Consider the following 18,573-nt stretch of genomic DNA (forward strand, 5'->3'; position numbering starts at 1 on the left):
CACGGCCCGGGGGGCGGGGGTGGGGGGCCCGGCGTAGGGGGCGCGGGGCCGGCCCCGCGCCCCGTACGCCCCCGGTCCGGGCCGGTACGGCCCCCGCCCCGCTCCCCGGACCGAAACCTGACCCCCGGAGGCCAGGCCCCACCCCCCGTCCCCGCCCCGGACCGATCAGGACCGGTCAGCGACCAACCCGGGCGCCGGGTGAGCACCCATCAGCTCGGCGACCTCGGCCCGGATCGTGGTGAGCGCGTCCTCGTCGCCCGCGCCCGCGGCCTCGACGCCCCGGGTGATCCAGTCCGCGACCTGCGGCATGTGCGCGGTGCCCAGGCCGCGCGAGGTCAGCGACGGGGTGCCGATGCGGATGCCGGACGGGTCGAACGGCTTGCGGGGGTCGAAGGGGACGGTGTTGTAGTTCACCACGATCCCGGCCCGGTCCAGGGCCTTGGCGGCGATCTTCCCGGGGACCTCCTTGGGGGTGAGGTCCATCAGGATCAGGTGGTTGTCCGTGCCGCCGGAGACCAGGTCGAAGCCGCGGGCCAACAGCTGTTCGGCGAGGGCCTGGGCGTTGGCGACGACGGCGTGCGCGTAGTCGCGGAAGGACGGCTGCGCGGCCTCGTGCAGGGCGACCGCGACCGCGGCGGTGGTGTGGTTGTGCGGGCCGCCCTGGAGGCCGGGGAAGACGGCCTTGTCCAGGGGCTTCGCGTACTGCTCGCGGGACATCAGCATGGCGCCGCGCGGGCCGCGCAGCGTCTTGTGGGTGGTGGTGGAGATGACGTCGGCGTGCGGTACCGGCGAGGGGTGGGCGCCGCCCGCGACCAGTCCGGCGATGTGCGCGATGTCGGCGACCAGGACGGCGTCGACCTCGCGGGCGATCTCGGCGAAGGCGGCGAAGTCGATGGTGCGCGGTACGGCCGTACCGCCGCAGAAGATCAGCTTGGGGCGCTCCTTGAGGGCCAGGTCGCGCACCTCGTCGAAGTCGATACGGGCGGTGTCGGCCCGTACGCCGTACTGCACGCCGCGGAACCACTTTCCGGTGGCCGAGACGCCCCAGCCGTGCGTCAGGTGGCCGCCCATCGGCAGCGACATGCCCATCACCGTGTCGCCGGGTTCGGCGAAGGCGAGGTAGACGGCGAGGTTGGCGGGCGAGCCGGAGTACGGCTGGACGTTGGCGTGTTCGACGCCGAAGACGGCCTTGGCGCGCTCGATCGCCAGCCGTTCCACACGATCGATGTTCTGCTGGCCTTCGTAGTAGCGCCGGCCGGCGTATCCCTCGCTGTACTTGTTCTGCAGGACGGTGCCGGTGGCTTCGAGCACCGCGGTGGAGACGTAGTTCTCGGAGGGGATCAGGCGCAGTGTCTCGGCCTGGAGGGTTTCCTCGGCACCGACCAGGGCGGCCAGTTCGGGGTCGGCGGCGGCGAGGGCGGGGTGGGACAGGGGACGGCTCATGCCGGGTCCTCCGGGGCGATCGGGTTCGGTTCGGCTTACCGGTCGTGCTCCCGGGGTGCCCAGGCGGGCGGCACCTCGTGGCGGCCGCCTTCCGACGGCCGCGCGCCGCTCCCTCGGGGTCGCTTCCCCGTGCGCCAGTCGCGGTGCGCGAGGCCAGTCTAACGGGGGGTGTGCGGCGCAACCTTTCTTCGCATACCGTCCGCCCAACGGGATTTTCTCGCCCGGGATCGCCCGCATACCGAACGGAGTCAATGGTGACCCCCACGACGTCCACGGAACGCAGCATCGCCGTCGCCGAAGCCCACAGCGCGCACAATTACCACCCGCTGCCCGTCGTCGTGGCCTCCGCCGAGGGGGCCTGGATGACGGACGTGGAGGGCAGGCGCTACCTGGACATGCTCGCCGGGTACTCGGCGCTCAACTTCGGCCACGGCAACCGCCGTCTGATCGAGGCGGCCAAGGCGCAGCTGGAGCGGGTGACGCTGACCTCGCGCGCCTTCCACCACGACCGGTTCGCCGACTTCTGTACGCGGCTCGCGGAGTTCTGCGGCATGGAGATGGTGCTGCCGATGAACACCGGCGCGGAGGCCGTCGAGACGGCGGTCAAGACCGCCCGCAAGTGGGGCTACCGGGTCAAGGGCGTCCCGGACGGCCGGGCGAAGATCGTCGTGGCGGACAACAACTTCCACGGCCGTACGACCACCATCGTCTCCTTCTCCACCGACCCGGAGGCCCGCGCGGACTACGGCCCGTACACACCGGGTTTCGAGATCGTCCCGTACGGCGACCTGGCGGCGCTGGAGGACGCGGTCGACGAGGACACCGTGGCGGTGCTGATCGAGCCGATCCAGGGTGAGGCGGGCGTCCTGCTGCCGCCGCCCGGTTACCTGCCGGGCGTCCGGGAGCTGACCCGCACGCGCGACGTGCTGTTCATCGCGGACGAGATCCAGTCCGGCCTGGGCCGGACCGGGCGGGACTTCGCCTGCCAGCACGAGGACGTGGTGCCGGACATGTACGTGCTCGGCAAGGCGCTGGGCGGCGGCATCGTGCCGGTGTCGGCGGTGGTCTCCTCCCGTGAGGTGCTGGGCGTGTTCCGGCCGGGCGAGCACGGTTCGACGTTCGGCGGGAACCCGCTCGCGTGCGCGGTGGCGCTGGAGGTGCTGGCGATGCTGCGGACGGGCGAGTACCAGCAGCGCGCCAGGGAACTGGGCGAGCACCTGCACCACGAGCTGGGGCTGCTGGTGGGCGGCGGCGCGGTGGACGCGGTGCGCGGTCGCGGGCTGTGGGCCGGGGTCGACATCAGCCCGTCCCTGGGGACGGGCCGGGAGATCTCGGAGCGGCTGATGGAGCTGGGGGTGCTGGTCAAGGACACCCACGGCAGCACGATCCGGCTGGCGCCCCCGCTGGTCATCAGCAAGGAGGACCTGGACTGGGGGCTGGACCAGCTGCGGGCGGTGCTGGGCGGGTGACCGCGGTCCTCGCGGGGCCGTGCGGCGCGGCCCCGCGAGAACGCCTCAGAGGATCACGTGCGGGATGAAGCGGGCGTACTCGTCCGTGACCAGCCCCGCCGACTCGCGGATGCCGAGCCCCGCCGCCTCGTCCTCGACGACCCACGCGCCGAGCACCACCCGGTTGCCGTCGAAGTCGGGCAGCGGGGCCAACTCCTGGTAGCAGCACGGTTCGTCGCGTACGACGGGGGCCGCGCCCGGCTGGTGGACGGTGACGCCGGCGCCCTCGCGGCCGAGGAGCGGCTTGGCCACGTACCCGGGTGCGTCCGGCCCGTCCGCCAGTTCGCGCGGCCCGTCCAGGTAGGCCGGCAGCAGGTTCGGGTGGCCCGGGTACAGCTCCCAGAGGATCGCCAGCAGTGCCTTGTTGGAGAGGAGCATCTTCCAGGCGGGCTCGATCCACAGGGTGGTGCCGGTGCCGCCGCCGTTGTCGAGGGTGTCCAGCACGTGCGGGCCGAACGCGTCGGTGGCCAGCCACTCCCACGGGTAGAGCTTGAAGCAGGCCCGGATGAAGCGCAGCCGCTGGTCGACGAAGCGGCCGGAGAGGTGGTCCCAGCCGATCTCCTCGACGGGGATCGCCACCGTCTCCAGTCCGGCCTGGTGGGCCGTCTCCTCCAGGTAGGCGACGGTCATCAGGTCCTCGCCGAGTTCGTCACCGGCCGAGTGCGCGAAGTGCACGGGCGCGCCCGGCGGCAGCAGTTTCGCCTGCTTGCGCCACGCCTCGACCAGCCGTTCGTGCAGCGAGTTCCACTGGTCGGCGCCGGGGAATCGTTCCTCCATCCAGAACCACTGCGGGCCCGCCGCCTCGACCAGCGAGGTCGGCGTGTCCGCGTTGTACTCCAGCATCTTGGCGGGCCCGGTGCCGTCGTAGCGCAGGTCGAACCGCCCGTAGAGGGTGGGCAGTTCGGCGCGCCGGCGCCAGGACTCGGCGACCAGCTCCGCCAGCCGCGGGTCCGCGATGCCGAGGTCGGCGAAGCGCCGGTGCTCGACGATGTGCGCGGCCGCGGCCAGGCACATGCCGTGCAGCTCCTCGACGACCTCCTCCAGCGCCTCGACCTCGGGCAGCGAGAAGGAGTAGTACGCGCTCTCGTCCCAGTAGGGGCGCAGCGAGTCGTCCGGGTAGCGGGTCAGCGGGTAGATCAGGCCCTGCGCCTCGACGGTCTGCTGCCAGCCGGGGCGCGGCTGGGCGGTGTGCCGCTTCACGTGGCCGTCCCCCGGGCCGGTCCCCTTCGCGTACGCACCGCGGTCACCCGCCGCTGGATCCGGAGCAGCCGAAGCCGCCGCGGTTGACGGCGGTGCTCTTGCTGAAGGTGCCGGAGTCGGCGTAGCGGCCGTTGACGTCGGAGCCGTAGTACCACTGGCCGTCGACCTTCTGGCCGCGCCCGGCGGTGCCCTTGTTCTTGCCGGCGCTCTTGCCGCTCGACGAGCCCGTGCCGCCGGTGCTGCCCGTGCCGCTCGATCCGCTCCCGCTCTTGCAGGACTTGGAGTCGATGACCCGGTAGCCCTTGACCGCGTCGTAGCTGTTCCGGTCGACGCAGCGCTTGTCCGGTTCCGAGCCACAGGACGTGAGCGCTGCCGCCAGCGCGCCCATGCTGCCCAGGACCACCGTGCTCGACCGCAGCCTGCGCCGAGCCTTCGTGTGCTCTGCCATCCCTGCCTTCCCCCGTACATCTGTGGCATCTGTTTTCGGCCAGCCCAGACTAAGGGCCGTGCCCCGGCAGGCCGCAACGGGCCCGTGGCGGGGAGCGCGCCTACAGTCGATGTGTGCTGCTTGGGATGATCTGTGCGCTCGGTTCGGCGGTCTGCTTCGGTACGGCGTCGGTCCTGCAGGCGGTGGCGGCCCGCGCCACCGCGCCCGGGGCCGGCTCGCGGTCGGGTGTGGACCCCAGACTGCTGCTGCGCGTCCTCGGCCAGTGGCGCTACCTGCTCGGTCTCGCCCTGGACGGCTGCGGCTTCCTCCTCGAACTGGTCGCGCTGCGCTCGCTGCCGATCTACGCGGTGGGCGCGGCCCTCGCCGCCGGCCTGGCCGTGACCGCGGTCGTCGCCGTACCGCTGCTGCGCGTACGGCTCAGCCGCGCCGAATGGGCCGCCGTCCTGGTGGTCTGCGGCGGACTGGCCCTGCTCGGGCTGGCCTCGGGTGCGGAGGGGACGGGCACGGGGTCCACCGCGCTGCGCTTCGGGGTGCTGGCCGTCGCGCTGGCGATCCTGGTGTGGGGCGCACTGGCCGGGCGGCTGCCCGACCGGGCGCGGGCGGCGGCGCTGGGGCTGGGTGCCGGGTTCGGCTTCGGCGTCGTGGAGGTCGCCGTACGCCTGATCCCCGACCTGGCGCCGGCGGCGCTGGTGTCCAACCCCGCCGCGTACGCCCTGCTCGTCGGCGGCGGCGCGGCCTTCCTGCTGCTGACCTCGGCCCTCCAGCGCGGTTCGGTGACGGCGGCCACGGCGGGCATGGTGATCGGCGAGACGCTCGGGCCCGCGCTGGTCGGTGTGGTCTGGCTCGGCGACCGTACGCGGGCCGGGCTGGCACCGCTGGGGATCGCCGGGTTCGCGCTGGCGGTGCTGGGCGCGCTCGCGCTGGCGCGCTTCGGGGAGGCGCCGGGAGCGCCGGAGGCACCGGGAGCGCCGGAGATGCCGGGAGCGGCGGAGGCGGCAGCGGCACCGGAGGCGGCAGCGGCACGGGGCACGGCGGAGGCACCGGGGACGGCGGAGGCACCGGGGGCCCCGGACCCGGCCGGCGCGGCAGCCGGGGAGTCGGCCGCGAGCGGTCTACGGCGCGGGCGGAAGCACCCGTAGCAGCGCCTCCAGCGCCCCCGCGAACGCGTGGTCCGGCGGCCTGCCGTACGCCACGACCAGGCCGTCCCGCAGCGCGGCGCCACCTGCCTCCGGGGCCGCCGGGTCCGCGAAGGTGCCCAGCCCCTCCAGAGCCAGGCCCTGCCAGCGGGCCGCCTGGACGACGGACTGCTCGGTGCCCGGCGGCAGTTCGAGTACGGCGTGCAGGCCCGCCGCGATGCCGCTGACCCGGATGTGCGGCGCCTGTCCGGCGAGCGCGGCGACGAGCTGGTCGCGGCGGCGCCGGTAGCGCAGCCGCATACCGCGCACATGCCGGTCGTACGCGCCGGAGGCCAGGAACGCGGCGAGGGTGAGCTGTTCCAGCGCGGCGGTCTGCCACTCCCCCGTGCTCTTGAGGGCGAGCACCGGGTCGACGAGGTGGTCGGGGAGCACCATCCAGGCCAGCCGCAGCGCGGGGGCGAGGCTCTTGCTCGCGGTGCCGAGGTACGCGACACGGTCCGGGTCCAGTCCTTGCAGGGCGCCGACGGGCTGCCGGTCGTACCGGAACTCGCCGTCGTAATCGTCCTCCACCACCAGGCCCCCGGCGGCGCGTGCCCAGTCGATGACGGCGGCGCGGCGGTCCGGGTGCAGCGGTACGCCGGTGGGGAACTGGTGGGCCGGGGTGAGCAGCGCCGCCCGCACGCCGGGCAGGTCCGCCAGCCGTCCGGTGCCCGCGCCGTGCGCGTCGACCGGGAGCGGGGTGGGGCGCAGGCCGGCGCGGGTCAGCACGTCGCGGTGGAAGGGGAGGCCGTACGCCTCGGTGCCGATCCGGCGGACGCCGGAGTCCCGCAGGACGCGGGCGAGCAGGCCGAGGCCCTGCATGAAGCCCGTACAGATGAGTACGTGGTCCGGGTCGGTCCGTACGCCGCGGGCGCGCGCCAGGTAATCGGCGAGCACCGCGCGCAGTTCCGGGCGGCCGAGGGACGGGCCGTACCCGAAGGCGTCGCTGGGCGCGGCGGTGAGGGCGCGGCGGGCGGCGGTGAGCCAGGCGGCGCGGGGGAAGGCGGAGACGTCCGGGGTGCCGGGCCGCAGGTCGTAGCGCGGGCGGTCGGGCAGCGGGGCCCGGGCGGCGCGGCGGGCGGGCGGCGCGGAGCGGGACGGTTCGGCGCGGCGGGCCACCCGGGTGCCGGAGCCCTGCCGGGCGCTGAGCCAGCCTTCGGCGACCAGCTCGGCGTACGCGTCGGCGACGGTGTTGCGGGCGATGCCGAGGTCGGCGGCGAGCGTACGGGAGGACGGCAGCCGGGTGCCGGGCGCGAGGCGGCCCGTACGGACGGCTTCGCGCAGGGCCCGCATCAGGGAGGCGCGCAGACCGCCCGTACCGGCGAGGTCCAGGTGCAGGTCGCGGCCGAAAGTGGCCCAGGAATCGTCCATGTGAATGGACCATACCCGTGTGCCAATGGCGGCATAGTGTCACTGGCATGACGACGACAACGCAGTCCGGACACCAGCACGGAGAGCACCGGCCACGGGTCGGCATCGCCCGTAACGCACCCGAGGTCTACAAGGCGATGGTCGCGCTCGACGCGGCGGCCAAGAAGGGCCTGGACCCGGCGCTGGTCCACCTGGTGAAGATCCGCGCCTCCCAGATCAACCACTGCGCCTTCTGCATCGACATGCACATCAAGGAAGCCCGCAAGGAGGGCGAGACGGAGGAGCGCGTCTACCTCCTCAACGCCTGGGAGGAGGCCGGCGCCCACTACACCGAGAAGGAGCGGGCCGCCCTCGCGCTGACCGAGGCGGTCACCGTCCTCACCGACGGCTTCGTGCCGGACGCCGTGTACGAGCGGGCCGCCGGTCAGTTCGAGGAAGCCGAACTGGCCCAGCTCATCGCTCTGATCACCACCATCAACGCGTGGAACCGCTTCGGCGTGTCCACCCGCATGACTCCCGGACAGGCGTGATGACCATGACCACGAGCACCGCAGGCACCACGACCACCGCAGGCACCACGCCCACCCCCCACTCCCCCCGCCTCAACTTCTACAAGCTCGCCCCGGGCGTCTACCAGCCCCTCCTCAACGCACACCTCGCCGCGAAGAAGGGCCTGGGCGACGACGTCCTCGCCGAGCTGGTCCTGATCCGCGCCTCGCAGATCAACCACTGCGCGTTCTGCCTCGACATGCACATCAAGGACGCGCAGAAGGCCGGCGTGTCCGAGGAGCGCATCCACCTCCTCAACGCCTGGGAAGAGGCCACCGGGCACTACACCGCCAGGGAACAGGCCGCCCTCGCGCTCACCGAGGCCGTCACCGTCCTCACCGACGGCTTCGTGCCGGACGCCGTGTACGAACGGGCCGCCGCCCACTTCGAGGAGCGCGAACTCGCCCACCTCATCGCCCTGATCACCACCATCAACATGTGGAACCGCATCAACGTCGCGGTCCGCCAGCCCATCGGAGCCGGGGCGTGACCGCTGCGGCGCTGCGCGCCCTGCACCACGGCCGGGCGGCGGGCGATCCGCTCGTCCTGCCCGGCCCGTGGGACGCGGAGACCGCGCGGATCTTCGCGGCGGCCGGCTTCCCGGCCCTGGCCACGCCGAGCGCGGGGATCGCGGCCTCGCTGGGGTACGAGGACGGGAGCACGCCGCCGGACGAGATGTTCGCGGCGGTCGCCCGGATCGTACGGGCCGTGGACGTGCCGGTGACGGCGGACCTTGAGGCCGGGTACGGCCTGCCGCCGGAGGAACTGGTGGAGCGCATCGCCACCGCCGGGGCGGTGGGCTGCAACATCGAGGACAGCGACCACCACAGCGGAGCGCTCACGGATGCCGGGCGGCAGGCGGACCGGCTGGCGGAGATCCGGGCCGCGGCCGGGGACGAGCTGGTGATCAACGCTCGGATCGACGTGTTCCTGCCCGGCAGGTCCGATTCCGGCGGTACGGACCTGGCGGCGCAGGTGGAGGAGGCGGTACGGCGCGGGCTGCGGTACGCCGAGGCCGGGGCCGACTGCGTCTACCCGATCCTCGCGCCGCCCCAGGTCCTGCGGGAACTGGCGGACCGGATCGGACTGCCGGCCAATGCTCTCGCCCTGCCGGGCGGCCCGTCCCCGCGTGAACTGGGTGCGGCGGGCGCGTCCAGAGTCACCTTCGGGGGCGGGCTGCACCGGCGGGCGATGGCGGCGGTGCAGGCCATGGCGGAGGAACTGCGTACGGCCTGAGCCACCGGTGGGCCGGGCCGTCACGGCCCGGCCGGGGTCACTTCCCTTCTTCCCTGGCCGCGACGATCGCGGCCAGGGCCGCGGTGATGTCGGCCTCGGACGCCTCCTTGGTGATGCCGAGGCCGTGCAGCACGCCCGTGCCGTCCTCCTGCTCCAGAAGGGCGAGCAGGATGTGCTCGGTGCCGACGTAGTTGTGGCCCAGGCGCAGGGCCTCGCGGAAGGTGAGTTCGAGGGCCTTCTTCGCCTGCGCGTCGAACGGGATCAGCGCGGGCATCTTCGCGGCCGCGGGCGGCAGCGACTCGGTCACGCGCTGCCGGACGGCGTCCAGCGTCACGCCCTGCGCCACGATCGCCCGCGCCGCGAGGCCGTCCGGCTCGGCCAGCAGGCCGAGCACCAGGTGGAGGGTGCCGATCTGGTCGTTGCCCGCGGCGTGCGCCTCGTTCTGCGAGGTCACCACCACGTTCCGGGCGCGTTCCGTGTACCGGCCGAACCCCTGGCCGGGGTCCAGGTCCGACGCCTCGCCGGGCGCCTTGGGCACGAACCGCTTCTGGGCCGCCTGCTTGGTGACGCCCATGCTCTTGCCGATGTCGGTCCAGGAGGCGCCCGAACGGCGGGCCTGGTCCACGAAGTGGCCGATCAGGTGGTCGGCGACATCGCCGAGGTGCTCGGCGGTGAGTACCGCGTCGGAGAGCTGGTCGAGCGCGTCCGTGTGGACCTTCTTGATGGCGTCGATCAGCTCGTCGAGGCGGATCGGAGGGGTGCTGCGGGTGGGTTCCGTCATGCGTCAACCGTAAGTTGACGCCCCTCAATCGTCAACCCCGGGTTGACGATCTCCGGCATGTCCGAGCATTACTAGAGCGCCTGCTCTACTATTAATGCGATGCGTACCGTCAACCCCGAAGAGCACGCCCGCAAGCGGGCCCATATCCTCGACGCCGCGGCCCAGGAGTTCGCCGCGTACGGCGTCGACGGCACCTCCACCGCGCGCATCTGCCGCGCCGCCGGCATCGGTTCGGGCACGCTCTTCCACTACTTCGCCACCAAGCGCGACATCTTCCACGCGCTGTTCGCCGACGACGTGCCGCGCAACGCCGAGGCGTGCGCCCGCGCGATCGCCCAGGACCGCCCGGAAGACGGCATCCGCCTCCTCGTGGACCACCTGCTCACCGACCTCGCCGACCCGCTCGTACCGGGGCTCGCGGCGGCGGTCGTCTTCCAGGTCAACCGGGACGAGGAGTTCGCCCGGCTGATCATGGCCGACACCGCGCAGGTACGGACCGCCCTGGAGACGCTGACGCAGCGGCTCGCCGACGCGGGCCGCCCCCTGCCCTTCCCGCCCGAACGGGTCGCCACCTGGATCCAGGGCCTCGTGGACGCCGCGTACCTCTCCGCGGGAGAACCGGACTTCGACGCCACGACACACGCGGCCGAACTACGACAGATCATCACCTGGCTGACCAGCACCGACACGCCCGGCGCGGCCTCTCCGCCCACTCCCCCGCCCGGCACCTGATCCCGACTCCGCCCCGGCCCGCACCCGACCACAGGGAGAACCACCGATGTCCTCCGAGAACCCGCCCCCCAAAGTCACCACAGCCAAGCCTGCACCGACCACCGTGGGCCCGACCACCGGCGAACGGGCCGTGCTGTGGGCGGGATTCCCCGTCCTGGGAGCGGTGGCGCTGTGGCTGATCAGCCGGGCGGCGGGCTGGGTGGCGTCGCTGCCCTGGGCCCCGCTGCAAGGCCCGTTCAAACTCGTCGCGTCCGCGCCCGAACCACTGGTGTCGATCATCGCCCTGGCCGTCGGCCTCCTCCTCGGCGCGGGCCTCGCCCTCCTCGCCGACCTGGAGTACGTGACCGCCGAGATCGGCCCCGAGCGAGCCGTCCTGACCGTCGACAAGGTCACCCGAACGGCCCCCCGCGCGGCGACCGCCGCCGTCTTCCAGGACGGCAAGAACCTCGTACTGCTCGGCCACGACACTGCCGAACTGGCCCGCGTACACGGTGACTTCGACACCAAGCGATTCGCCGCCGCCTTCGAACAGCACGGCTACCCATGGCACCCCGACGGCGACCCGCACGCCGCCGACTTCCGCCGCTGGGTCACCGGCCAGCCCGACCTGTCCACCACCGAACACACCCTGCTCCAGGCCCGCGCCCGCGCCCTGAAGAAGAACGAAAAAGCAGACGCCGAACAACTCCGGGCCGAACTGGCCACACTGGGCCTCGTCGTCCGCGAGGACAAGCAGAAGGGGCAGCACTGGAGGCGGGTGCGGGCCACCCAGGACAGGCCGGGGGCCCAGCCCGAGTCTCGTTGACGGTCAGTTACCGCACCTGCCGCACGGCTCGGCGCGGACATAGATCTTGTTGCCGTCTCGCGGCCCGTCACACCCCGGAACGGGGCATGGCACGTTCTCTGCTTGCTCGGGCAAGGTCCATCTCCGCGGTCAGAGACTGCCCACACTGCTGGCACGGGGCCCGTGTGACCCGGCAGAGCCTGCCTTTCGGGTCATACTCGAAGACATCGCGCACCACCCCTGAACAGCCATGGGTCCGGCACGGCGCGGACCCGACAGCCTGCCTTCCGGACGGAGCCGGATAGATGGCGTTCTTGTCGCAGTGCAGACAAGGGAAGGGAGTCAGTCCGTCTCCGTTGGCCACGTAGGCGATCCCCTCAGCACCATTGCAGCGTGGGCAGATCCAAGCCATGAGCGCGCCCTCCGGTAGATGGAGGGCGAGTATTCCGCCCCTGTACCGCCAGTTCGGGCATGTCACACCGACAGTCACCGGCACGAGCGACATGCGACCGGCAGCGCGATGACTGATGCCGATGCGCCGCCGGCTCTCATTCCTCCGGCTCCATGGTGGGCGCGGAGAAGATGCTGACGAGTTCTTCCGTGTGCCTGGTGAAGCGTTTGTGGCCGGTCTCCGCGCCGTGGGCGCGGATCCAGGTGTTCGGCCGCAGGGGGTTGTCCCAGCAGGCGGAACGGGCACCGCATGCCTCCCGGCCGACTTCGGTGACGCACTCGGCGAAGTGTTTCCTGATGCCGGTGATCTGAATTTCCAGCCGCGTCGCTACAGGGGGCGTCGTCATGGGCATGCCTTTGGGTCGGGGAAGGCTGAGAGCGGGGTCGCTGTCACCACTGGTGCGTACGTGAAGCACACCGTCGCGCCCGCACAAGTGCATGAGCCGGGTGAGGTGTTCCCGGCCGGGACTGGTCACACGTTCGCTCCTCTCCGTAACGGTTCCACTACCGGAGGGAGTCAGCGTGGCCTAGAGTCGGGGGTTGTTCAACTTGCGCCTATTGAACGACCAGTTAGGTGGTGGCTGTTGAACCGCAAAGAGCTGGAACCCGACCGCTCACCGGCAGCACGCTTCGGCGAACGTCTGCGCACACTGCGGGATGAGCGCGGATGGACACAGGAAGAACTGGCGGAGCGCTTGGGGTACTCCGGTACACACATCTCCGCAGTCGAAAATGGCCGCCGCCCCCCAACTTCCCGCTTCGCGTCATTGGCGGACAAGGTCCTGGGCAGTGGTGGTCGACTCGAACGTCAGGGGCGGTCCGTGCGTCAGCCAGCGCTGCTGGAAGGGCTTCCCGAGTACGTGGCGCATGAGGCGCGAGCAGCAGAAATTCGGCTTTACGACGTAGGTGTCATTCCTGGCCTCCTTCAGACGCCGGAGTACGCAACAGTGATCGCGAAGAGCGCCGTGAAGCGAGGAGCGATCACACCCGAACAGGCAGATGAGCGAGTGGCACTCGTGGCAAAGCGACAAGCGGCGCTGGCTCGAACCCATCCACCGCAGGTCTTCGTGGTGCTGGACGAAAGCTGTATCCGCCGACCTGTCGGTACACCCGACGTCATGGACGCCCAGTGGGATCGCCTAGTCGAGTTTGCTGATATGCCGAACACGGTGCTCCAGATCGCCCCGTTCGACTTGGGCGAGCGCCGCCCGCTCAGCCTGCCGCTCTACGTCCTCACACTGCCGGACCGCAAGCTCATGTCGTACGCAGAGTCCGCCCAACACAGCTATTTGGAGCGGGACATGGTGTCGGTGTTGCCCCTGCTGGCGGCCTACCATCAGCTACAGGCTGAAGCGCTCTCCCAAGCGTCATCCATGGCCTTGATCGAACAGCTACGAAAGGGCACCCCGTGACCACCGAAACACCCCGTTGGTTCAAGTCCTCGTACAGCGAGAACGGTGGAGTTTGCATAGAGGTCGCCACCAACCTCCTCCCCACCCACGGCGTAATCCCCGTCCGCGACTCCAAGAACCCGAACGGCCCGGTCCTGACCCTGCACCCCACCGCATGGGCCGGACTGGTCGAGCTCGCCCGGCAGGCCACCGTCTGACGCGGCCCTCCAACTCGCCCCGCCTCTCCCTGAGTGGCGGGGCTGTCCGCAGCACCGAGGTGCCATATGCCCCGAGCCCCACAGACCCCGGCCGAATACTGGGACACGTACAAACCGGGACGGGGCGGCGGGGCTCAGCCGCGGCCTGACGTCGGTCGGTTCGAGTGGACGCAGTATCCCGGGCACGGGCCCGGTGCCGGGCTGCTGGGCTCGCCGCGCCGGGCTCTGGATCTCGGGGCGGGGGAAGGCAGGGAAGCCGCGTATCTGGCCGGGCGGGGTGTCCGGGTGACCGGTGTGGATTTTTCCGCTGTTCAGGCCGCGCGTGCTCGCGTTTGGTGGGAGGGGGTGCCGGGGCTGGACTTTGTCCACGGGGAGGTGTGTTCGTTCCTGGCTGGGAGCACAGAGACGTACGACGCGATCTACTCGGTGTGGGGAGCGGTCTGGTTCACCGATCCCGACCAGCTTCTTCCGCTGGTCGCCGCCCGCCTGGCCCCCGGTGGCGTGTTCGCGTTCTCTCAGGCCGAGCCGGTGCCGGGCGCGTACGGCCCGCAGGCCATGGGGGGCAAGTGGCTGGAGGGGCGCGAGCGGGAGTTGACCGTGTCGCGCTGGCAGTATCCGTCCGAGGCCTGGGTCGGCCGCCTCAAGCGGGCCGGTTTCGGCCATGTGGACGCACGGGTCCTGCCGGCGCCGGGCGGGGAGGGGCCCGGCACGCTGTTGGCCGTGGCCCGCTGAGGTTCACGCGAACTTGCGGCTGATCCCGTCGAAGACCCGCTTCGCCTCCGCGCCCAGGTGCGGGCCCGCCAGCCAGGTGTGGTTCAGGGAGCCGATGGAACTGTTGGAGACGAGGTACGTGCGGCCGCCGTAGTTCGTGAACCAGCCGCCGCCGGACGTGCCGCCGGTCATCGTGCAGCCGATGCGGTACATCGCCGGGGTGCCCTGGGCCATCGTGAGGCGGCCGGGGCGGGCCGGGCAGTTCATCATGCGGGCGCCGTCGTACGGGGGCGCCGCCGGGTAGCCGAAGGCCTGGAGGCCGCTGACGCGGTCGGCGGAGGGGGCGCCGAACCAGACGGGGAGGGCCGCGCCGACGGTCTCCTGGAGCGACTTGCCGCCGCCCCGTTCCGGCTTGACGTGCAGGACGGCGAAGTCGTACGCGGAGCCCGCGTTGCCGGACTTGGTGCTGCCCATGTCGATCCACTCACCGGAGGTGGTGACCCAGTTCGCCCACCACACTCCGTACGGCGCGACCTCCTGCGCCGGAGCCCGGCCGACCTGCCTCATGGGCAGGCCGTCGTCGTTGTAGGACGGCACGAAGACGATGTTGCGCATCCAGCCGCCGCTCCTGCCGGCGTGCACGCAGTGGCCCGCGGTCCACACCAGGTTGGACTTGCCGGGGTGCGCCGGGTCCTCGACGACGGTGCCGGAGCAGACCATGGGGCCCTGCGGACTGTCGAACATGATCTTGCCTATGGGGGCCATGTGCTGGTGGTAGGGGCGGGCAACCTGCCGGGCCTGGACCGGACGCGGTTCCGGGTCGCTGCCGCCGGACTCGCCGGCGCTCTGCGTGGTGACGTCCGGCGTGTTCCTGGCCTCGGCCATCCGGGACGGGTTCCACAGGTCCTTGATGACCGGGTTGGCGAACTCGGACGCCTTGCGCGCCCACTGGTCCCAGTCCTTCCAGCCGCCCTTCTGCCACTTCTTGACGTCGTCGAGGCTGCTGGGCAGCCCGCCCGGCAGGCCGGCGCCGCCCGCGTCCGAGCCCGCCCCGCCGTCCTTGTGGTCAGTGGCGGCCGAACTGCCCGGCGACGCGGACGCCTTGTCGTCGGCCGGGCCGCAGGCGGTGGCGGTGGCGAGGAGTGCGACCGCCGCGGCGGCGGCCGCGACGGTACGGCGTATGGCAGGCATGGAGCGGTTTCCCCCTGGTACGTCCGGTGAGGCGTCATGTATGGACATGCCCCCGGCCGGGGACGCCTCTACTATGCCTGTGCATCACGCGACGCCTGTGACGAGGGGTTGCGCCCGGGAACAAGTTTTTTGCCGAACGTGACCTGCGGATGGCCCGGATGCGGTGACGGCTATGGCTGCGGATGGGGTTACGGATGCGCCTGTGGCCACGGCTGCGGAGGCCGCTGCGGCCGCAGGGTCAGCCCGCCAGCCCCGCCTGGTGCGCCAGCAGCGCCGCCTGTACCCGGCTCTGGGTGCCGGTCTTGTCGAGGATGCGTCCGACGTGCGTCTTGACCGTGCCCAGGCCGATCTCCAGCCGGCTGCCGATGTCCAGGTTCGACAGGCCCTCGCCGAGCATCGCCAGCACCTCCCGCTCCCGGTCGGTGAGCGCGGCGAGCCGCTCGTCGGCGCCGCCCGCCCCGGCCCGGCCGCCGCCACCGCCCTGGAGCATCCGCTTGACGACGTGCCCGGTGACGCCGGGCGAGAGCACCGCGTCACCGGCCGCCGCGGCCCGTACGGCGCTGATCAGCTCCTGCGGCCCGTCGTCCTTGAGCAGGAAGCCGCTGGCGCCGGCCTGGAGCGCACGGGTGACGTTCTCCTCGTCGCCGAAGGTCGTGAGCATGACGACCTGCGGCTCGGGGTCGAGCCGGATGAGCTGTTCGATGGCGGCGAGGCCGTCGAGGACCGGCATCCGGATGTCGATGAGGGCCACGTCGACCGGGGTACGGGCGGCCAGTTCGACCGCCTCGGCACCGTTGGTGGCCTCCGCGACCACGTCGATGTCCTCGGCGTGCCGCAGGATGAGGCGGACGCCGTGCCTGATCATTTCCTCGTCGTCGGCGAGGAGGACGCGTACGGGCTGTGCGGTACGCGCGCCGGGGAGATCGCTCATGCGCTCAGGCTAACCGGGGCGGCCGGAGGGTCTACTTGTCCACGTCCATGGCCACCCCGAAGCTGAATTCGCCGCCCGGCTCCTCACGGAGTGAGCCGGGGGCTCCGCCGACGCCGGTCAGCAGGGCCTCGGCCATCCTGCGGGTGAGGCCGGCGTCCGGCCGGGGAGCGGGCTTCTCGGCCGGTTCCTCCTCGGTGCGGCCGCCGTTCCAGGCCGTGAAGCGGGGCAGCGTCACCCTGCCGGTGCCCGGCCCCATGAAGGCGGCGGTGTCCGCGGCGACGACGACCCGGGCCCAGGTCCGGCCGCGTTCGGGGTCGTACTCGCTGAAGACGGTCAGCCGTACCAGGCCGTTGCCGTCGTCCATCCCCCACGGCAGGGCCCATTCCAGGGCCCCCGGCACCGGGTCCATCCGGGTTCCGGACCGCCACTCGCTCTCGTGGAGGTCCCGGAGGACTGTCAGCACCGGCTTCAGGTACCGGGTCACGTACGCGTACCAGACTTCCACCGCCATGTGCGAACGGTAACCGGAGCGGGCGCCGGTGGGTACGGGTGAGCAACGACCGGAGGTATGGGGGCAAGGGCCGTATCGGCGGGCCGTGTTCAGGCGCCGACGGGTACCCAGAACTTCTTGATCTCGACCAGTACGTCCTGGCGGAAGCAGTACCGGGTGATCTCGATCCGCCCGGCGACGAAGTCATCGGGATCACCCGGATGCGGATAGACGCATTCCGTGCCGGCCGGGCGGGCCGGCTCGTGGCCCGCGGCGGCGGCGCGGACCACGCGGTCGTCCCAGATGGCCGCAGACTCGACCTTGTCGCGGGTCATGCCGACGTGGATGCTGCTCTCGGTCAGCGGCTCAGGGCCCGGCCGGGCGCTCTGCAGCAGGCTCAGTCCGAACACCAGCATGCCGCCCACCCCGACCAGCCCGAGGACGCCGGTCGCCAGGCCGGGCAGGTGGCGCAGGAAGCCGGGCAGCGCGCCGGACTGCCGGTGTTCCTCGGCGGTCAGGCCGGCGGGCGAGGTGTCCGGGCGGGCGGCGGACGCGGCGGGCGAGGCGGGGTGCGCGGGGACGGTCGCCTCGACGAGGAAGCCGCCCACCCCGGTCGGTCCGGTGCGCAGTTCGCCGCCGAGCAGGCCGACGCGTTCGCGCAGGCCGGTCAGGCCGCGGCCGGTGCCGAGTCCGGTGGTGACCTCCGGGGGCGCCGGGGGCGCGCCGTTGCGTACGGTGACCCGTACCCGGTCGGCGGTGTGCTCCACGGCCAGTTCGACGGCCGCGCCGGCCGCGTACCGGTGGACGTTGGTCAGCGACTCGCGGACGACGCGGTGCACGGCGCGCCGTACCCGCGGCTCCAGTCCGTCCAGGTCGCCGCCCTGCCAGCGGACGGTGACGGTGATGCCCGCGGCCCGCGACTCCTCGGCCAGCGCGTCGATGTCCGCGCGGGTGCCGGTGGCGTCGGTGAGCGCCTCGGTGCCGGTGTCGCGGCCCAGCGGGCCGAGGACGCCGAGGACCGCGCGCAGTTCGTTCATGGCGTCCCGGGTGGCCGCGCGGACCTGCGCGGCCTCCTCCTTCAGCTCGGGTGCCTTGGTGGCCAGGGCCATCTCCAGGCCGCCGCTGTGCAGGGAGATCAGGCTGAGGCGGTGGCCCACCAGGTCGTGCATCTCGGCGGCGATACGGGAGCGCTCCTCGACGCGGGACGCGCTGTCGATGAGCCGGCGGGCCTCCTCCGCGGCGGCTGCGCGTTCCCGCAGGGCCACCAGCAGGCGTTCCTGCTGTCCGCGCGAGCTGCCGACCAGGCCGGGGATCAGGATGCCGACGCCGCCGACCACGGCGCCCTGCGCGAAGCCGTAACGCCAGCTCCCGTACCCGGTCGCGACCGTGCCGACGACTGCGGCGAGCACCGGGACGGCGGTGGCGGTGAGCAGGACGACGGTGCGGCGGCGCGGGCCCTCCACGCGGCGGATCGCGTCGTAGGCGACGAGGGCCGTCAGCATCCCGCAGACCGGCTGGGCGCCGGCGAACGCGGCGAGGAGCAGCAGGACGGTGACGGGGAACCGCCGGCGGACGGGCAGCAGCACCCCCGCCAGGCCGCACAGGGCGAGCTTCGCCTCGGCCGGCAGCAATTCGAAGAAGGCGGGTGAATAGGGCGCCAGGATGCCGAGGTAGAAGAACGCGACCGCCACCTCGAAGAAGATGACCAGACGGCGGCGCTTGCGCCGGCGCGGTGGGTCGGCGTCGTACGGCCGGGCCGGCGGCGGCGAGGAGGGCATGCCCTCGATTATCCGGACGCCGGTGCCGCGAGCGGTGGAACCTGGGGAGGAGACCGGGCCGGGCGGGTCTGCCCGAAGACATACCCGCCCGGCCCGGTGGCGTCCGCCGCGGCTGCTTTCCCGCGGCGGGTGCTGTGATGGGTTTCCCGCGGCGGACGCCGTGACTGGTTTCCTGTGCGTCCGCCG

General features: G+C 72.3%; 20 protein-coding genes. 10 read left to right on the forward strand and 10 right to left on the reverse strand.

Annotated elements, in window-relative coordinates:
* Window positions 1-165: 165 nt before the first annotated feature.
* Entirely contained in the window at window positions 166-1,443 is a 1,278-nt protein-coding gene (gene glyA, locus AB0L45_RS31130) for a serine hydroxymethyltransferase (protein WP_365845846.1), read from the reverse strand.
* A 254-nt stretch (window positions 1,444-1,697) separates the two neighbouring features.
* Between glyA and rocD the strand changes: the two genes are divergently transcribed.
* Window positions 1,698-2,912 (forward strand): ornithine--oxo-acid transaminase, encoded by a 1,215-nt coding sequence (rocD, locus tag AB0L45_RS31135; protein ID WP_365845848.1) that lies wholly within the window; start codon window positions 1,698-1,700, stop codon window positions 2,910-2,912.
* Window positions 2,913-2,957: 45 nt separating this feature from the next.
* Here the strand turns inward: rocD and AB0L45_RS31140 are convergent, their stop codons facing one another.
* Both AB0L45_RS31140 and AB0L45_RS31145 read right to left on the reverse strand, forming a co-directional pair.
* Complete coding sequence (locus AB0L45_RS31140) at window positions 2,958-4,151, reverse strand: glutathionylspermidine synthase family protein (protein ID WP_365845850.1); 1,194 nt, start codon at window positions 4,149-4,151, stop codon at window positions 2,958-2,960.
* Window positions 4,152-4,194: 43 nt separating this feature from the next.
* A complete protein-coding gene (locus AB0L45_RS31145) occupies window positions 4,195-4,599 on the reverse strand; it encodes a hypothetical protein (protein ID WP_365845852.1) in 405 nt (134 codons plus the stop codon).
* A 125-nt stretch (window positions 4,600-4,724) separates the two neighbouring features.
* Between AB0L45_RS31145 and AB0L45_RS31150 the strand changes: the two genes are divergently transcribed.
* Entirely contained in the window at window positions 4,725-5,738 is a 1,014-nt protein-coding gene (locus AB0L45_RS31150; RefSeq protein ID WP_365846053.1) for a hypothetical protein, read from the forward strand.
* Here the strand turns inward: AB0L45_RS31150 and AB0L45_RS31155 are convergent.
* Window positions 5,712-7,145 carry a PLP-dependent aminotransferase family protein gene (locus tag AB0L45_RS31155; RefSeq protein ID WP_365845854.1) on the reverse strand — a complete coding sequence of 478 codons (1,434 nt, stop codon included), beginning with the start codon at window positions 7,143-7,145 and terminating at the stop codon, window positions 5,712-5,714. The genes AB0L45_RS31150 and AB0L45_RS31155 overlap by 27 nt on opposite strands.
* Window positions 7,146-7,192: 47 nt before the next feature.
* Here AB0L45_RS31155 and AB0L45_RS31160 point away from each other — a divergent pair, with 47 nt between their 5' ends.
* From AB0L45_RS31160 to AB0L45_RS31170, 3 genes are read left to right on the forward strand one after another with little or no spacing between them, the layout of a single operon-like run.
* Complete coding sequence (locus AB0L45_RS31160) at window positions 7,193-7,675, forward strand: carboxymuconolactone decarboxylase family protein (RefSeq protein ID WP_365845856.1); 483 nt, start codon at window positions 7,193-7,195, stop codon at window positions 7,673-7,675.
* Window positions 7,676-7,680: 5 nt separating this feature from the next.
* Window positions 7,681-8,184 carry a carboxymuconolactone decarboxylase family protein gene (locus AB0L45_RS31165; RefSeq protein ID WP_365845858.1) on the forward strand — a complete coding sequence of 168 codons (504 nt, stop codon included), beginning with the start codon at window positions 7,681-7,683 and terminating at the stop codon, window positions 8,182-8,184.
* Window positions 8,181-8,930, forward strand: coding sequence for an isocitrate lyase/phosphoenolpyruvate mutase family protein (locus AB0L45_RS31170; protein ID WP_365845860.1), 750 nt, complete (start codon window positions 8,181-8,183; stop codon window positions 8,928-8,930). The genes AB0L45_RS31165 and AB0L45_RS31170 overlap by 4 nt, the downstream gene beginning before the upstream one ends.
* A 37-nt stretch (window positions 8,931-8,967) precedes the next feature.
* Here the strand turns inward: AB0L45_RS31170 and AB0L45_RS31175 are convergent, their stop codons facing one another.
* Window positions 8,968-9,711: a Clp protease N-terminal domain-containing protein gene (locus AB0L45_RS31175; protein ID WP_365845862.1), complete on the reverse strand. Its 744-nt coding sequence runs from the start codon at window positions 9,709-9,711 to the stop codon at window positions 8,968-8,970.
* Between the two features lie 99 nt (window positions 9,712-9,810).
* Here AB0L45_RS31175 and AB0L45_RS31180 point away from each other — a divergent pair, with 99 nt between their 5' ends.
* Together AB0L45_RS31180 and AB0L45_RS31185 are read left to right on the forward strand one after the other, a co-directional pair.
* A complete protein-coding gene (locus AB0L45_RS31180; RefSeq protein ID WP_365845864.1) occupies window positions 9,811-10,443 on the forward strand; it encodes a TetR/AcrR family transcriptional regulator in 633 nt (210 codons plus the stop codon).
* A gap of 46 nt (window positions 10,444-10,489) precedes the next feature.
* Entirely contained in the window at window positions 10,490-11,248 is a 759-nt protein-coding gene (locus AB0L45_RS31185; RefSeq protein WP_365845866.1) for a hypothetical protein, read from the forward strand.
* A gap of 527 nt (window positions 11,249-11,775) precedes the next feature.
* Here AB0L45_RS31185 and AB0L45_RS31190 read toward each other — a convergent pair.
* Window positions 11,776-12,024: a hypothetical protein gene (locus AB0L45_RS31190; RefSeq protein WP_365845868.1), complete on the reverse strand. Its 249-nt coding sequence runs from the start codon at window positions 12,022-12,024 to the stop codon at window positions 11,776-11,778.
* Between the two features lie 237 nt (window positions 12,025-12,261).
* Here AB0L45_RS31190 and AB0L45_RS31195 point away from each other — a divergent pair, with 237 nt between their 5' ends.
* The 3 genes from AB0L45_RS31195 (at window position 12,262) to AB0L45_RS31205 (ending at window position 14,018) form a co-directional block, all read left to right on the forward strand.
* A complete protein-coding gene (locus AB0L45_RS31195) occupies window positions 12,262-13,089 on the forward strand; it encodes a helix-turn-helix transcriptional regulator (RefSeq protein ID WP_365845870.1) in 828 nt (275 codons plus the stop codon).
* A complete protein-coding gene (locus AB0L45_RS31200; RefSeq protein ID WP_365845872.1) occupies window positions 13,086-13,286 on the forward strand; it encodes a DUF397 domain-containing protein in 201 nt (66 codons plus the stop codon). Before AB0L45_RS31195 ends, AB0L45_RS31200 begins: the two co-directional genes overlap by 4 nt.
* A 66-nt stretch (window positions 13,287-13,352) precedes the next feature.
* A complete protein-coding gene (locus AB0L45_RS31205) occupies window positions 13,353-14,018 on the forward strand; it encodes a class I SAM-dependent methyltransferase (RefSeq protein ID WP_365845874.1) in 666 nt (221 codons plus the stop codon).
* Window positions 14,019-14,021: 3 nt separating this feature from the next.
* On the opposite strand, the gene AB0L45_RS31210 is transcribed toward AB0L45_RS31205, so the two are convergent.
* The 4 genes from AB0L45_RS31210 to AB0L45_RS31225 form a co-directional block, all read right to left on the reverse strand.
* Window positions 14,022-15,188 (reverse strand): hypothetical protein, encoded by a 1,167-nt coding sequence (locus tag AB0L45_RS31210; protein ID WP_365845876.1) that lies wholly within the window; start codon window positions 15,186-15,188, stop codon window positions 14,022-14,024.
* 238 nt (window positions 15,189-15,426) lie between these two features.
* Window positions 15,427-16,119, reverse strand: a complete 693-nt coding sequence (locus tag AB0L45_RS31215) for a response regulator transcription factor (protein WP_365845878.1) — start codon at window positions 16,117-16,119, stop codon at window positions 15,427-15,429.
* A gap of 31 nt (window positions 16,120-16,150) precedes the next feature.
* Window positions 16,151-16,630 (reverse strand): hypothetical protein, encoded by a 480-nt coding sequence (locus tag AB0L45_RS31220; RefSeq protein WP_365845880.1) that lies wholly within the window; start codon window positions 16,628-16,630, stop codon window positions 16,151-16,153.
* Window positions 16,631-16,719: 89 nt separating this feature from the next.
* Window positions 16,720-18,387, reverse strand: a complete 1,668-nt coding sequence (locus AB0L45_RS31225; RefSeq protein WP_365845882.1) for a histidine kinase — start codon at window positions 18,385-18,387, stop codon at window positions 16,720-16,722.
* Between the last annotated feature and the right edge of the window lie 186 nt (window positions 18,388-18,573).

The organism is Streptomyces sp. NPDC052496 (assembly GCF_040679095.1).
Lineage (GTDB): Bacteria > Actinomycetota > Actinomycetes > Streptomycetales > Streptomycetaceae > Streptomyces.